This is a genomic window from Ralstonia pickettii, assembly GCF_000607165.1.
Classification (GTDB): Bacteria; Pseudomonadota; Gammaproteobacteria; order Burkholderiales; family Burkholderiaceae; genus Ralstonia; species Ralstonia holmesii.
In genome coordinates this window covers 845,916-860,526 of sequence record NZ_JFZG01000006.1, presented here as the reverse complement: position 1 = coordinate 860,526, position 14,611 = coordinate 845,916, and the positions used below count along the sequence as shown (strand labels likewise).

General features: G+C 61.8%; 16 protein-coding genes and 1 other RNA gene. 15 read left to right on the top strand and 2 right to left on the bottom strand.

Annotated features, from left to right (window positions below):
- Positions 1-5: 5 nt before the first annotated feature.
- The 6 genes from BG83_RS0110315 to BG83_RS0110290 all read left to right on the top strand — a co-directional run bounded on the left by BG83_RS0110315 (position 6) and on the right by BG83_RS0110290 (position 6,093).
- Positions 6-950, top strand: a complete 945-nt coding sequence (locus BG83_RS0110315; protein ID WP_004633215.1) for a LysR substrate-binding domain-containing protein — start codon at positions 6-8, stop codon at positions 948-950.
- Between the two features lie 151 nt (positions 951-1,101).
- A complete protein-coding gene (locus tag BG83_RS0110310) occupies positions 1,102-2,403 on the top strand; it encodes a Glu/Leu/Phe/Val family dehydrogenase (protein WP_024976647.1) in 1,302 nt (433 codons plus the stop codon).
- Positions 2,404-2,924: 521 nt separating this feature from the next.
- Positions 2,925-3,833 carry a glutamate/aspartate ABC transporter substrate-binding protein gene (locus BG83_RS0110305; protein ID WP_024976646.1) on the top strand — a complete coding sequence of 303 codons (909 nt, stop codon included), beginning with the start codon at positions 2,925-2,927 and terminating at the stop codon, positions 3,831-3,833.
- 99 nt (positions 3,834-3,932) lie between these two features.
- Entirely contained in the window at positions 3,933-4,661 is a 729-nt protein-coding gene (locus tag BG83_RS0110300; RefSeq protein WP_024976645.1) for an amino acid ABC transporter permease, read from the top strand.
- 17 nt (positions 4,662-4,678) lie between these two features.
- Entirely contained in the window at positions 4,679-5,362 is a 684-nt protein-coding gene (gene gltK, locus BG83_RS0110295) for a glutamate/aspartate ABC transporter permease GltK (RefSeq protein WP_024976644.1), read from the top strand.
- Positions 5,359-6,093 (top strand): amino acid ABC transporter ATP-binding protein, encoded by a 735-nt coding sequence (locus BG83_RS0110290; protein ID WP_004633206.1) that lies wholly within the window; start codon positions 5,359-5,361, stop codon positions 6,091-6,093. Before gltK ends, BG83_RS0110290 begins: the two co-directional genes overlap by 4 nt.
- Positions 6,094-6,158: 65 nt before the next feature.
- On the opposite strand, the gene BG83_RS0110285 is transcribed toward BG83_RS0110290, so the two are convergent.
- Positions 6,159-6,989, bottom strand: a complete 831-nt coding sequence (locus BG83_RS0110285) for a class II glutamine amidotransferase (RefSeq protein WP_024976643.1) — start codon at positions 6,987-6,989, stop codon at positions 6,159-6,161.
- 160 nt (positions 6,990-7,149) lie between these two features.
- On the opposite strand from BG83_RS0110285, the gene BG83_RS0110280 reads away from it, so the two are divergent.
- The 4 genes from BG83_RS0110280 to rnpB all read left to right on the top strand — a co-directional run bounded on the left by BG83_RS0110280 (position 7,150) and on the right by rnpB (position 10,676).
- Positions 7,150-8,448 (top strand): glycerate kinase type-2 family protein, encoded by a 1,299-nt coding sequence (locus tag BG83_RS0110280; RefSeq protein ID WP_024976642.1) that lies wholly within the window; start codon positions 7,150-7,152, stop codon positions 8,446-8,448.
- Between the two features lie 33 nt (positions 8,449-8,481).
- Positions 8,482-9,516 carry a dihydroorotase gene (pyrC, locus tag BG83_RS0110275; protein WP_024976641.1) on the top strand — a complete coding sequence of 345 codons (1,035 nt, stop codon included), beginning with the start codon at positions 8,482-8,484 and terminating at the stop codon, positions 9,514-9,516.
- Between the two features lie 7 nt (positions 9,517-9,523).
- Positions 9,524-10,321, top strand: coding sequence for a DUF3025 domain-containing protein (locus tag BG83_RS0110270; RefSeq protein WP_419177599.1), 798 nt, complete (start codon positions 9,524-9,526; stop codon positions 10,319-10,321).
- 13 nt (positions 10,322-10,334) lie between these two features.
- Positions 10,335-10,676: RNase P RNA component class A (gene rnpB / locus BG83_RS28320), an RNA gene on the top strand.
- 1 nt (position 10,677) lies between these two features.
- Here the strand turns inward: rnpB and BG83_RS0110265 are convergent.
- Complete coding sequence (locus BG83_RS0110265) at positions 10,678-11,124, bottom strand: OsmC family protein (RefSeq protein ID WP_024976639.1); 447 nt, start codon at positions 11,122-11,124, stop codon at positions 10,678-10,680.
- A gap of 702 nt (positions 11,125-11,826) precedes the next feature.
- Here BG83_RS0110265 and rplM point away from each other — a divergent pair.
- The 5 genes from rplM (at position 11,827) to erpA (ending at position 14,596) form a co-directional block, all read left to right on the top strand.
- Entirely contained in the window at positions 11,827-12,255 is a 429-nt protein-coding gene (rplM, locus tag BG83_RS0110260; protein WP_009239122.1) for a 50S ribosomal protein L13, read from the top strand.
- A gap of 12 nt (positions 12,256-12,267) precedes the next feature.
- Complete coding sequence (gene rpsI / locus BG83_RS0110255) at positions 12,268-12,660, top strand: 30S ribosomal protein S9 (RefSeq protein WP_004633190.1); 393 nt, start codon at positions 12,268-12,270, stop codon at positions 12,658-12,660.
- A gap of 231 nt (positions 12,661-12,891) precedes the next feature.
- Positions 12,892-13,647 carry a DUF6776 family protein gene (locus BG83_RS0110250; protein ID WP_024976638.1) on the top strand — a complete coding sequence of 252 codons (756 nt, stop codon included), beginning with the start codon at positions 12,892-12,894 and terminating at the stop codon, positions 13,645-13,647.
- Positions 13,648-13,690: 43 nt separating this feature from the next.
- Positions 13,691-14,095 carry a bactofilin family protein gene (locus tag BG83_RS0110245; protein WP_024976637.1) on the top strand — a complete coding sequence of 135 codons (405 nt, stop codon included), beginning with the start codon at positions 13,691-13,693 and terminating at the stop codon, positions 14,093-14,095.
- Between the two features lie 126 nt (positions 14,096-14,221).
- Positions 14,222-14,596, top strand: a complete 375-nt coding sequence (erpA, locus tag BG83_RS0110240; RefSeq protein ID WP_004633183.1) for an iron-sulfur cluster insertion protein ErpA — start codon at positions 14,222-14,224, stop codon at positions 14,594-14,596.
- Positions 14,597-14,611 lie beyond the last annotated feature (15 nt).

Here is a 14,611-nt window from a genome sequence, read left to right as displayed (position 1 = left end):
ACGCGATGGAACTCAAATGGCTGGAAGACTTCATCAGCCTGGCGGAGACGCGCAGCTTTTCGCGCTCGGCCGAATTGCGGCACGTGACGCAGCCGGCGTTTTCGCGGCGCATTCAATCCCTCGAGGCGTGGCTCGGCAATGAGCTGATCGACCGATCAAGCTACCCAACACGCCTGACTCCCGCCGGAGAGGTCTTCTACGAACAGGCTTTGGCGATGCTCGCCCAGGTGAGTGAGACGCGCGCCCTGATGCGCGGCCAGCGCCCGGCCAGTGCGTCGACGATCGACTTTGCCGTGCCGCATACGCTATCGCTGACGTTCTTCCCCGGCTGGCTCGCGCAGGTGGAAGAGAAGATCGGCAAGCTGCAATGCAGGCTGCGCGCGCTCAACGTGCACGATGCGGTGATGACGCTGGTGGAGGGCGGCTGCGATCTCGTGATGGTCTATCACCACGCGCGGCAGATGATCCAGCTCGACCCCACGCGCTACGACATGCTGGTGCTGGGCACCGAGCGGCTTTCGCCGTTCTCCAAGCCCGATGCAAGCGGGCGGCCGATTTATCGGCTTGTTCCCACCGCACGCAAGCCGATCGCCTACCTCAGCTACACGCCCAATGCCTTTCTGGGCCGCATGGTGGATGTGCTGCTGGAAAACTCGCCCGTGGCACCGCTGCTCGACAAGTGCTACGAAACCGACATGGCCGAAGCGCTCAAGGTGATGGCGCTGGCGGGCCACGGCGTGGCGTTCCTGCCCGAGAGTGCGGTGCGGGAGGATGTGGCAGCCGGACGCCTCGTGCGCGCGGAAGGCAAGGGCGGCGGTACCTTGTCGATCGAGATGGAAATCCGGCTCTATCGTGAGCACCCGCAAAGCGGCGCGCACGACCGTCGGCACCCGCAGTCCAAGCGCAAGCGCGAGCTGATCGACACGTTATGGAGCGCGCTGGCGGGCTGAACGGGCGATCGGGTTCGACTATGAGGTTATGCGTCCAATGCATAACCCGATGTAAAAACGGCATTGGATTTCGTTCTGGGCGGTCCCTAAGCTGGCGGGCATTTTGTGGGACTTGAAGGGCCTTACCGAGGCCCAAAAAAGGAAGACAGCCATGTCCAATGTCGCATCTCCGTCGACACTCCAGCACGCCATCCCGTCCTATCTGCCGGCCGACAACCTCGGCCCGTGGGGCATCTATCTGCAGCAGGTCGATCGGGTCACCCCCTATCTCGGCTCGCTGGCACGTTGGGTTGAAACGCTCAAGCGCCCCAAGCGCGCGCTGATCGTTGACGTGCCCATCCAGATGGACGACGGCCGCATCGCCCACTTCGAGGGCTACCGCGTGCAGCACAACACGTCGCGCGGCCCGGGCAAGGGCGGCGTGCGTTTCCACCAGGACGTGACGCTGTCGGAAGTGATGGCGCTGTCTGCGTGGATGTCGGTGAAGAACGCGGCCGTGAACGTGCCGTACGGTGGTGCCAAGGGGGGTATCCGCGTCGACCCGCGCAAGCTGTCTTCCGGTGAACTCGAACGCCTGACCCGCCGCTACACCAGCGAGATCGGCATCATTATCGGCCCGAACAAGGACATTCCGGCCCCGGACGTGAACACCAACGCGCAGATCATGGCGTGGATGATGGACACGTACTCCATGAACGAAGGCTCCACCGCCACCGGCGTGGTGACCGGCAAGCCGATCGCACTGGGCGGCAGTCTGGGCCGTCGCGAAGCCACTGGCCGTGGCGTGTTCGTGGTCGGCAGCGAAGCCGCGCGCAACCTTGGCATCGACGTCAAGGGCGCGCGTGTGGTGGTGCAAGGCTTCGGCAATGTGGGCAGCGTGGCCGCCAAGCTGTTCCACGACGCTGGTGCCAAGGTCATTGCCGTGCAAGACCACAAGGGCATCGTGTTCAATGGCAGCGGCCTGGATGTCGACGCGCTCATCAAGCACGTTGACCACAATGGCAGCGTGGCCGGCTTTGTTGCAGAGACCGTCTCGCAAGACGACTTCTGGGGGCTGGAGTGCGAATTCCTGATCCCGGCCGCGCTGGAAGGCCAGATCACTGCGAAGAACGCGCCCCACATCAAGGCAAAGATTGTCGTGGAAGGTGCAAACGGCCCCACAACGCCCGAAGCGGACGACATCCTGCGCGACCGCGGCATCCTGGTCTGCCCGGACGTGATTGCCAACGCCGGCGGCGTGACGGTCAGCTATTTCGAGTGGGTGCAGGATTTCTCGAGCTTCTTCTGGACCGAAGACGAGATCAACCAGCGCCTGGTACGGATCATGCAAGACGCCTTCCGTGGCGTCTGGCAAGTGGCGCAGGACAACAAGGTTACTCTGCGTACGGCGGCATTCATCATCGCCTGTACGCGGATTCTGCAGGCCCGCCAAGAGCGCGGTCTGTACCCCTGATCGGCAACGCGCTGATCAATACCGGCGCGGTGCCCCAACAGGGCACTGCACTGGTCTATCGCGTTGCTGCCGATCAGGCGGCCATGCGCGACGGTTGAAGAAAGCCGGTGCTCATGGGACGAACCATAACGTTCCGGAGCACCGCACCATGAGAAGGGCGATGGCATCATCGTCGTCCTTCCCATCCTCAAGTCGGGTTCGTTAAGCGACAGAGAGCGCACATCGGGCGGGCTTTATTTCCCCTTGTTTTCCTTAGCAATTGGCGGTTATCCGCTCAAGCAATCGGGCCCGCGTGCCGATGTTGCAGAGCGTTGCCGTGTCGGGCGCTGCGCGTCTTTTCCGGATTTTCGGAAAAGCACAACGTAAGGTATCCGGTTGCATGGAAAACGCGGTTGCGGCAGGGTCCGCGCCAGAGGAAAAACTCCGTTGGATTCAACGATTTAGTGGCAACACCAATACTGTCGCCAAACGTTTTTTGGTACAGTCCCGTCTTTCTCTTTCATGGTCAAAAGGAGACTTTCATGAACCTCGCCAAGCTGGCAACCGTGGTTGCAGCCGTTGGTGTCGCCGTTGGTACATTCGGCAGCGCTGCCCACGCAGAAGAGCTGACTGGTACGCTCAAGAAGATCAAAGACACCGGCACCATCACGCTGGGCGTGCGCGATTCGTCGATTCCGTTCAGCTACAACGTCGGCGGTGTCCGCACGATCGGTTATTCGTACGACGTCGCCACCAAGATTGCCGAGGACGTGAAGAAGCAGCTCGGCCTGAAGGATCTGAAGATCAACGAGATCCCGGTCACTTCGCAAAACCGCATCACGCTGCTGCAGAACGGCACCATCGATCTGGAGTGCGGTTCGACCACGAACAACCTTGAGCGCCAGAAGCAAGCATCGTTCACGAACACGATCTTCATCATCGGCACGCGCATCATGGTGAAGAAGGATTCGGGCATCACCGACTGGGCGCAGCTCAAGGGCAAGAACGTCGTGACCACCGCCGGCACGACGTCGGAACGCCTGCTGCGCAAGATGAACGATGACAAGCAGATGGGCATGAACATCATCAGCACGAAGGACCACGGCCAGTCGTTCCTGACGCTGGAATCGGGCCGCGCTGTTGCGTTCATGATGGACGACGCCCTGCTGTACGGCGAGCGCGCCAAGGCCAAGAGCCCGACTGACTGGGTGGTCGTGGCCAAGCCGCAATCGCGCGAAGCCTACGGCTGTATGGTTCGCAAGGACGACAAGCCGTTCAAGGCACTGGCCGACAAGACCATCGCCGGCATGATGAAGGACGGCTCGATTGCAGCCGAATACAAGAAATGGTTCGAACAGCCGGTTCCGCCCAAGGGTGTGAACATGGAGTTCCCGCTGTCGGACGACATGAAGGCGCTGATCAAGAACCCGAACGACAAGGCTCTTGACTGATCGGCTCCCTCAACGGGCCTGATACAAGCGTCACCGAAACGGAAGGCAAAGGCCGGTTAACAGGTCTTCTCCCTTCCGTTTCTTTTTGAGGGAACCATCATGAATTACCACTGGAACTGGGGCGTCTTCTTTACGGAAGCCGCCCAGAATCAGACCTATCTGGACTGGCTGCTGGCGGGGTTGAAGACCACCGTCGTACTCGGCCTGTCTTCCTGGATCATCGCGCTCGTCATCGGCTCCTTGCTGGGCGTGCTGCGTACGGTGCCGAACAAGTGGCTGTCGGGCCTGGCCGCAGCGTACGTGGAGCTGTTCCGCAACATTCCGCTGATCGTGCAGCTCTTCATCTGGTACTTCGTCATGCCCGAGCTCGTGCCGGGTGGCGACTACATCAAGCAGATGAACCCCAACACGGCGATGTTCCTGTCTGCGATGCTGTGTCTTGGCACGTTTACCGCCGCGCGTGTCTGCGAGCAGGTGCGCTCAGGTATCAATTCGCTGCCGCGCGGGCAGCGCAACGCCGGACTGGCCATGGGCTTCACGCTGGCGCAGACGTATCGCTACGTGATGCTGCCGATGTCGTTCCGCATCATCGTGCCGCCGCTCACGTCGGAGTTTCTGAACATCTTCAAGAACTCGGCTGTGGCATCGACCATCGGTTTGCTGGAGCTTGCCGCACAGGGCCGCCAGCTGGTTGACTACACCGCGCAGCCGTACGAATCGTTCATCGCCGTGACGCTGATGTACATGCTGATCAACCTGACCGTAATGGGCCTGATGCGCTGGGTGGAAGCACGTTCCCGGCTGCCTGGCTTCATCGGTGGCAAGTAATCGGGCGAGGACTCTTCATGGCTTATCAATTCGATTTCTCGTCCATCAACGTCGACAACATGCGTGTGCTCGGCGAGGGGATGGTTCTCTCGCTCCAGATCACGGGCACGGCCATCCTGGTCGGCATCGTGTGGGGCACGCTGCTCGCGATGATGCGCCTCTCCGGCATCAAGCTGCTGCAGTGGTTCGGGCAGGCGTACGTGAACCTCTTCCGGTCCATCCCGCTGGTGATGGTGCTGCTGTGGTTCTTCCTGATCGTGCCGCAGGTGTTGCAGAGGATCTTCGATCTGTCGCCGGCGACCGACATGCGCATGATGTCTGCGCTGGTCGCCTTCGCGCTGTTTGAAGCGGCGTATTACTCGGAGATCATCCGCGCCGGTATCCAGAGCGTGTCGCGCGGGCAGATGTTCGCGGCCTATGCGATGGGCATGACGTACGGCCAGGCCATGCGCCTGGTGATCCTGCCGCAGGCATTCCGCAACATGATTCCGCTGCTGCTCACCCAGGCCATCGTCCTGTTCCAGGATACGTCGCTGGTGTATGTGAGCGCGCTGTCGGACTTCTTTACGCAGGCATACAACATCGGTGAGCGCGACGGCCGTATCGTCGAACTGCTGCTGTTTGCCGGCTTGTGCTATTTCGTGATCTGCTTCGGCGCCTCCGTGCTGGTGAAGCGACTTCAGAAGAAGGTGACCCAATGATCGAGATCAAGAACGTTTCCAAGTGGTACGGCAGCTTCCAGGTGCTGACCGACTGCACCACCAGCGTGAAGAAGAGCGAAGTGGTGGTGGTGTGCGGCCCGTCGGGTTCGGGTAAGTCCACGCTCATCAAGACCGTCAATGCGCTGGAACCGTTCCAGAAGGGCGAGATCTTCGTTGACGGCACTTCGGTGGGCGCGAAGGGTACCAACTTGCCGAAGCTGCGTTCGCGCGTGGGCATGGTGTTCCAGAACTTCGAGCTGTTCCCGCACTTGTCGATTACCGAGAATCTGACGATCGCACAGCAAAAGGTGCTGGGCCGCTCGAAAGAAGAAGCCATGGCCAAGGGCCTGAAGTATCTGGACCGCGTGGGCCTGAAGGCGCACGCTGCCAAGTACCCGGGCCAACTGTCGGGCGGTCAGCAGCAGCGCGTGGCAATCGCGCGCGCGCTGTCGATGGACCCGATCTGCATGCTGTTCGACGAGCCGACCTCCGCGCTGGACCCTGAAATGGTCAACGAAGTGCTCGACGTGATGGTGGAACTGGCCAAGGAAGGCATGACCATGATGTGCGTGACCCACGAAATGGGCTTCGCGCGGAAGGTTGCCAACCGCGTGATCTTCATGGACCAGGGCCGCATCGTTGAAGACTGCGAGAAGGAAGAGTTTTTCGGCAACATCGACGCTCGTTCCGATCGTGCCAAGCAGTTCCTGTCGAAGATCCTGTCGCATTGATCGACGGTTCCCGGCAACAAAAGCCGCTCTTTCGAGAGCGGCTTTTTTTTGTGGGCGACGCGGCGTCAGGTGCAGGCGGTGTTGGCAGCGTTGGCGATCTGCACGGCTTCCGGAATCGGCACCTTGGTGGCCATCGTGGCCTGGCCCGATTCGAACATCAGCAGCTCGCCTGGCACGAATTGCGTCCAGACTTCGTTGTCGGTGAGCGGCGCGGTGGCGATGACAGCCACGCGATCGGCAGGCGTCGTGTATTTGGCGAAGTCGATCGTCATGTCGGCGTCGATCAAATGCGCCGTCGAGAACGGCCACTGCCGCACGATGTAATACAGCCGCGTCGAGCAATGCGCGAACTGCGCCTGCCCATTGCACAGCAGGAAATTGAACACGCCGTAGCGGGTGATTTCCTTGGTGATGTCAGACAGCGCGTAGAACAGCTCGTTGAGCGGCGGCTGCGAACCCGGAAAGCGCTTGCGCAGCGCCTGCATGATGAAACAGAAGGCGAGTTCGCTGTCGGTATCGCCCACAGGCTGGTAGACGCCCGAGAGGAACGGCGAGAAGTTCTTCAGGTCGCCGTTGTGGGCAAAGATCCAGTGCCTGCCCCACAGCTCGCGCATGAAGGGGTGGCAGTTTTCCAGCCGCACCGTGCCCTGCGTCGCCTTGCGGATGTGCGAGATGACGTTCTTGGACTTGATCGGGTAGCGCTTGACCAACTCCGCTACCGGCGAGGTACCGGCAGACTGGTTGTCGATGAACAGGCGGCATGCCTTGTCTTCGAAGAAGGCGACGCCGAAGCCGTCGGCATGGTGGTCGGTCACGCCACCGCGCGCGGCGAACCCCGTGAACGAGAACGTCACATCGGTCGGTTCAGCGCAGTTCATGCCCAGCAGCTGGCACATGGTGGGGGAAAAGTCGGATGCAATAAAATGATCATTATCCTGCCGGCCGCCGGGGGTGCCAAGCGCCTTCGTCTTCACGGCGCCGCGCCTGGGGGCCGGGCGTTGCGCACATGCCGCACGCCACCGCCTCCAGATTGCCTTAACCGGAGAAGCCATTCCCATGAAGCTCGACCGCACCGCCGCCCGCGCCCTCCTGCTGGAGAGCTACGCCGCCGCCGTGGGCGCGGCCGATCCGCTAAAAATCGTCGCAAACTTCCTTCCGCCGCCGTATGCCGGCGGCAAAACACTGGTGGTCGGCGCCGGCAAGGCGGCTGCGTCGATGGCGCTGGCTGTCGAGCAGGCCTATGCCGGCCGCGCGCAGCTCGAAGGACTGGTCGTCACGCGCTATGCGCATGGGTTGCCGACCGAGCACATCCGCGTCATTGAAGCGGGGCACCCGGTGCCGGACGAGGCGGGCGAACAAGCCGCGCAGGAAATCCTGGATCGCGTCTGCGCGCTCACCGAGAACGACCGGCTTATCGTGCTGGTCTCGGGCGGCGGTTCCAGCCTGCTGTCGCTGCCCGCCGAGGGCATCCCGATGTCCGATCTGAAAGCCGTGACGCGCGAGCTGCTGCGCTGCGGTGCGCCGATCACCGACATGAATATCGTGCGCAAGCATCTGTCGCGTATTCAGGGTGGGCGGCTTGCCGCCGCATCACGCGCGCCGGTCACGACGTTGATTGTTTCCGACGTGGCCGGCGATGATCCGAGCGCCATTGCCAGCGGCCCGACCGTGCCGGATGCGAGCACTTATGCCGATGCGCTTGCCATTCTGAAACGCTGGGGCGCTCACATGCCCGATACCGTGCGCGCACACCTGGAATGCGGAGCACGCGGCGAGATTGCCGAAACGCCCAAGCCGGGCGACGCCTGCTTTGCACGCGTGACCAATCACGTCATCGCCACCGCGCAACAGAGTCTCCAGGCCGGCGCGCAGGTGTTTGCGGCGCGCGGTATCCACACGGCCATCCTCGGCGACACGGTGACCGGCGAAGCGCGAGAGGTCGCCCAGGTATATGGGGCGCTGGCGAGGCAGGTGCGCCAGCATGGCGCCCCGTTTGTGGCGCCGGTCGCACTCATCTCCGGCGGCGAGTGCACGGTGACGATTCCGCCGGGCCTGACCGGCGGCCGCGGCGGGCGCTGCGCGGAGTTCCTGCTCTCGCTCGGCGTCACGCTCGAAGACATGGATGATGTCTATGCGCTCGCCGCCGATACAGACGGCATTGACGGATCGGAGGACAATGCGGGTGCGCTGCTTGACCCCGACTCCATCGCCCGCGCCGCCGCCAAGGGCATCGCCGCCCGCGCCGCGCTCGACGCACACGACGCCTACGGTTTCTTTGCTGCCGCCGATGACCTGATCGTCACCGGCCCGACGCGCACCAACGTCAACGACTACCGCGTCATCCTCATTCTCTGATTCACGTTTTTGCTGACCGCTTCTGCACGCACCATGACCGATACTCTTACGATCGTCCGCCCCGATGACTGGCACCTGCACCTGCGCGATGGCGATGCCCTCGCCGATGTGGTGGGCGACACCGCACGCCAGTTCGGCCGCGCGATCATCATGCCCAACCTCAAGCCGCCGGTGACCACCACTGCGCAGGCGCGTGCCTACCGCGAGCGCATTCTCGCCGCGTTGCCAGCCGGCACGCAGTTCGAGCCGCTGATGACGCTGTACCTGACAGACAACACCTCGCCCGACGTCATTCGCGAGGCCCGCGCCAGCGGTTTCATCCACGGCGTGAAGCTGTACCCGGCTGGCGCCACCACCAACAGCGATGCTGGCGTGACCGACCTGCGCCGGTGCGCCAAGACGCTTGAAGCCATGCAGGAAGTCGGCATGCCGCTGCTTGTGCACGGCGAGGTGACCGATCCGACCGTCGACATCTTTGACCGCGAGGCCGTCTTCATCGACACGGTGATGTTGCCGCTACGTCGAGACTTCCCGGCGCTGAAGGTCGTGTTCGAGCACATCACGACCAAGCACGCTGCCGAATACGTGCGCGATGCCGAGGGCCCGGTTGGCGCGACCATCACCGCGCACCACCTGCTGTACAACCGTAACGCTCTGTTTGTTGGCGGCATCCGCCCGCATTACTACTGCCTGCCGGTGCTCAAGCGTGAAACGCACCGCCTGGCGCTGGTGGCCGCCGCCACCTCGGGCCACCCGCGGTTCTTCCTTGGTACCGACAGTGCGCCGCACGCCAAGGGTGTGAAGGAACACGCCTGCGGTTGCGCCGGCTGCTACACCGCGCTGCACGCCATGGAGCTGTACGCCGAGGCCTTTGAAGACGCCAACGCGCTCGACAAGCTCGAAGGCTTTGCGAGCCTGCACGGGCCGGACTTCTATGGCCTGCCGCGCAACGCCGGCACGCTCACGCTCACGCGCTCGCAATGGCAGCTTCCCGCCGAAGTCCCGTTCGGTGAGCAGACGCTGGTGCCACTGCGCGGCGGCGAGATGCTGCGCTGGAAATCCGTCTGACTTGGCGATTGAATGTTTGCGTGCGATCGACTGGAGCCATCCGGCGTTCGCGCCGCTGGCAGCGGTCGGCGCCCCAATTGCACGCGCGATTGAGGGCGGCGCCAATCTTCGAGACGCACTGAACGCGCATCCGGCCGCGCAGGCAATTCGCACCTCCGGCGGCCATACGCTGCGCTTCATCCCGCAAGATGCGCTGCCGGCCGGCACGGCCTATGAAGCACACGTCGCCGCCACCGGCCGGGTGCCGACGCGGGACAATCTCCACGATTTCTTCAACGCACTGATCTGGCTGCATTGGCCGCTTGCCAAGGCGGCGCTGAACGCGCGCCAGGCGCGGGCAATTACGCGGGACGGGATTGGCGCGGCACGCGGCACAGTACGCGATGCCGCCACGCTGTTCGACGAAAACGCCCTGATCTTCCTGCACACTGAAGACGCGCCTGAGCGAAGCCTGACCGGGTTCGATTGGCGCGGCTTGTTCGTCGAGGGCAGAGCAGCGTGGGGCGCAACCTGTGCAGTTCTGCCGTTCGGCCATGCGCTGCTGGAAAAGTTGGTTGCGCCGTACAAGTCGATCACTGCACATGCCTGGCCGCTGCACGTGGCAGCATTACCAGCGGATCGTCCCTCGCTCGATGCCGCGCTGGCAGAGATGCTTTTGCATGTCGATCTGGCGCCCAGCAATTTCCGTCCGTTGCCCGTCATGGGCATCCCCGGTTGGTGCGATGCCAATGACGACGCCGGCTTCTATCTGGATACGACCGTCTTTCGCCCGGGCCGGCGGCGATTGGTACCCGAACAGTGCTAGACTCGCGCCTCGCGAAGCGGATCAGACAACCGCTGCTTCCGCCGCCTCGTGCGAGCGGAAGGGGAGGAAAGTCCGGACTCCATAGAGCAGGGTGATGGCTAATGACCATCCACGGTGACGTGCGGAATAGGGCCACAGAGACGAGTCTTCGCCCCGGCTTCGGCCAGGGCGAAGGGTGAAACGCGGTAACCTCCACCCGGAGCAATCCCAAGTAAGCAGGCGATGAAGCGGCTCGCTGAGTCTGCGGGTAGGGAGCTTGAGCCGGCTGGCAACAGCCGGTCTAGAGGAATGGTTGTCACGCCGCTGGTTTCGGCCACGCGGCGCACAGAATCCGGCTTATCGGTCCGCTTCGCTTCTTATTCCGATGCCGTCGGCTGCGTGGCCAGATCCACCAGTTCCAACGAGTGCGTGATCTCGGCCGTCTTGGCCAGCATGATCGACGCCGAGCAGTACTTCTCGTGCGAAAGCTGCACAGCCCGTTCCACCGTTTCCCGCTTCAGGTTGCGCCCAGTCACCGTGAAGGTGAAGTGGATGCGCGTGAAGACCTTCGGGTCGGTCTCGGCACGGTCGGCCTGCAGCTTGACGCTGCAACCTTGCACGTCCTGGCGGCCTCGCTTGAGGATCAGCACCACGTCATAGGCGGTGCAGCCACCGGTGCCCAGCAAGACCATTTCCATCGGGCGCGGTGCAAGGTTGCGGCCGCCGCCGTCGGGCGCGCCATCCATCGTGACGAGATGGCCGCTGCCGGTTTCCGCCAAAAAGGCCATGCCATCCGGGCCAGTCCAGCTCACTGTGCAATCCATGTCCAATCCTTGTGCAGAGGGTCGACCATCGCCGACGAAAAGCCACATTGTAGCCACCAGCCCTCGCGCGCGTTGACGCCCTAGGGTGAACGCGGCTTGACAGTGATACCCGCTCGAAAAGGTGCAACCCGTTCTTTTTGCACCGAAATTGCGCCGAAATTGGAGGAATAGCTCTAGCGCGCAGCAGCTTGTCTCACACGAAATGAATGCAAGTGTTTGATTTGTTGGGAAATTAAACTGCCTTCTGTCTTCTTATCGGCTTTCCGCATTACGAAATGCGATTTCGTAGTGCAAATTTCCTTGCGCGTGCCCCAGAAATGGGTATAATTTGCACCATTGGATCGGCTGATGCGGTGCAACCCACCAAGTCAACGATCAGCAGGTGTCTCCTCCACCCTCCTCCTTTGGTGGATTCAAACCCAAGCTTGATGGCTTGGGTTTTTTTTCGCCTGCAGAACCCGCGCGCACCTTTTTCCTTGTGTCAAGAAGTCTGTGCGGGGTACAATCGAAATCTTTTCCGGATTGCCCGCGGAAAAGAGAAATTTAGAGAGCCCGCACCAACAAGCGGGAAGGCGGGCCGGCGATGACCTCGCATGGGGTTGCGCAGGCGTCCGCAAGACGATCCGTTCGTGAGCAGTCTGAACGCAAGTTCTCAGCGCGATACGGGTCCACTCGGGCACTGACTCAATATTTGGAAAAATCATGAAGACCTTTTCCGCAAAGCCCCATGAGGTGAAGCGCGATTGGTACGTGATTGACGCGACGGACAAGGTCCTCGGGCGTGTCGCCAGCGAAGTGGCACACCGACTGCGCGGCAAGCACAAGCCCGAATTCACTCCGCACGTCGATACCGGCGATTTCATCATCGTCATCAACGCAGCCAAGCTGCGTGTGACGGGCGCCAAGACGACCGACAAGAAGTACTATCGCCACTCGGGTTACCCGGGCGGTATCTACGAAACGACGTTTGGCAAGATGCAGCAGCGTTTCCCGGGCCGCGCCCTGGAGAAGGCTGTGAAGGGCATGCTGCCGAAGGGTCCGCTGGGCTACGCGATGATCAAGAAGCTGAAGGTTTACGCCGAAGGCTCGCATCCGCACGAAGCTCAGCAGCCGAAAGCGCTGGAAATCTAAGGGGCCTAATCCATGATCGGAAACTGGAACTATGGCACCGGCCGCCGCAAGAGCGCTGTGGCACGTGTCTTCATCAAGTCCGGCAAGGGCGACATCATCGTCAACGGCAAGGCCATCAACGAGTACTTCGCTCGTGAAACCTCGCTGATGATCGTGCGTCAGCCGCTGGAACTGACCAACCATGCAGCTACGTTCGACATCAAGGTGAACGTGGTCGGCGGTGGTGAAACCGGCCAAGCCGGTGCTGTGCGTCACGGCATCACCCGCGCCCTGATCGATTACGATGCAACGCTCAAGCCCGCCCTGTCGAAGGCTGGTCTGGTGACGCGCGATGCACGTGAAGTCGAGCGTAAGAAGGTCGGTCTGCGCAAGGCCCGCCGCGCCAAGCAGTTCTCGAAGCGTTAATCCGCTTCCTGCTGCTTCAGCAAAGAACCACACCCTCGGGTGTGGTTTTTTGTTTTTGAGCGTTCGAACTAAACAGGGTGATCTTTCCGTCGCCTCGCTTACCCTTTGCAACAGCTCCGACATGTCCGCGGGACTACAATTCACATTTCGTTAGCGTTCGGCCCGTATGATGCAATCCGCTGTTTCTCCTAATCCGATTCTGATCCGCAAGGCGGGTCGGGAGGCGCGCGCATGAAGGCGCGTCGCTTGTTGCGTCGCGCTTCCGTGCTCGCCCCGAACGTCACGGTGCGTTCGCGTCTGCCTTGGCCGGTAACGGTTTTGTTGATTGCCGTGGTATTTGGGCTTGCGGCGGCTGCGGCGCTGTGGGCCTTCGAAGAAGGGCGCCGGCTGACGGGGCCGCACGACGCCGATTTGCGCGCTATGAACCGCGAGCTGACCACCAAGTTGGCCGCCATGCAAGCCGAGCGAGACAAGCTTTCCGCGTCCGCTGGCACGGTGGATGCCAGGCTGGGTATTGCCGAAGGCGCGCAAGCGCAGATGGCTGAGCAACTCAAGGCGCTGGAAACCGAAAACGCGCAGTTGAAAGAGGACCTAGCCTTCTTTGACAGCCTGTTGCCCGCACCTACCAATTCCGCTGGTATTTACGTGCGCAGCTTCCGCATCGCGCCGGACGAGGCGCAGCCGACACGCATGCGGTTCCGCGTTCTGCTGATGCAAGGCGGCGGAAAGGCGTTCGCGCCGGTCTCCGAATTCGAGGGGCAACTGGCGCTCACGCTGAACGTGGTACAGGGTGGCAAAGCTGCTACGATCGATTTCCCGGGAACGGTGGCCAGCGGATCACCCGTTGCCAGCGCCCGCGTCAAGCTCACGCACTACCAGCGCCTTGAGGGCTGGGTAGACGTGCCCCCCGGCACCACGGTGCAATCGGTGATGGTGAAAGTGCTGCAGAACGGCAAGATCAAAGCGAGCCAGAGTTTTTCCATCTGACGGGCGTTGTCCTGTCGAGGATCCGTACACAGAGGAGTCGACGATGCTGTTTGGCAAAAAGAAAGGGCTGGCGATTGAAACGCTGCTGGGGGCTCATACCAAACTGGAAGGGAATCTGCGCTTCTCGGGCGGTCTGCGGATCGACGGCGAGATCAGCGGCAACATCTACGGCGATCCGGACAAGCCCAGCATGCTGGTGATTACCGATAGCGCACGCGTCGAGGGCGAGGTGCACGTCGGGCACCTGATCCTGAATGGCACCGTGGTTGGCCCCGTACATGTGGCGGAGCTGCTTGAGTTGCAGCCGAAGGCGCGCATTGAGGGCAACGTGCAATATGCGGCGTTGGAAATGCACCAAGGCGCTGTCGTCATGGGCACGTTGATGCACGCGGCGCCTGGCGATGTGAAGTTGCTGCCCAATCTGAAGCTGGCGTCCAATCAGGATTGATCACATCGCGCGTCAGCCGTTGCTGGCGCACCGCACAATGCCCACTTGAAACGCGGGGCTTCGGCACGATTTGCAGCTTGCGCTTAAAATACAAGCAAGTTTCAGACGTTCCCACAGGAGATTTTCATGAACGCAGTCGCGCAGGCAGCCACGCCCGATGTGAACGAGGTTCCGGCTCCGCTGGTCTTTACCGACAGCGCTGCGGACAAGGTCAAGCAACTGATTGAAGAAGAAGGCAACCCGGAGTTGAAGTTGCGCGTATTCGTGCAAGGCGGCGGGTGCTCGGGCTTCCAGTACGGTTTCACCTTTGACGAAGAGACCAACGAAGACGATACGACCATGACCAAGAATGGCGTCTCGCTCTTGATCGACTCGATGAGCTACCAGTACCTGGTGGGCGCCGAGATCGACTACAAGGAAGACATCAACGGCGCGCAGTTCGTCATCAAGAACCCGAATGCTTCGACCACGTGCGGTTGCGGCTCGTCGTTCTCGGTCTGACGCCGCATCGCTGTA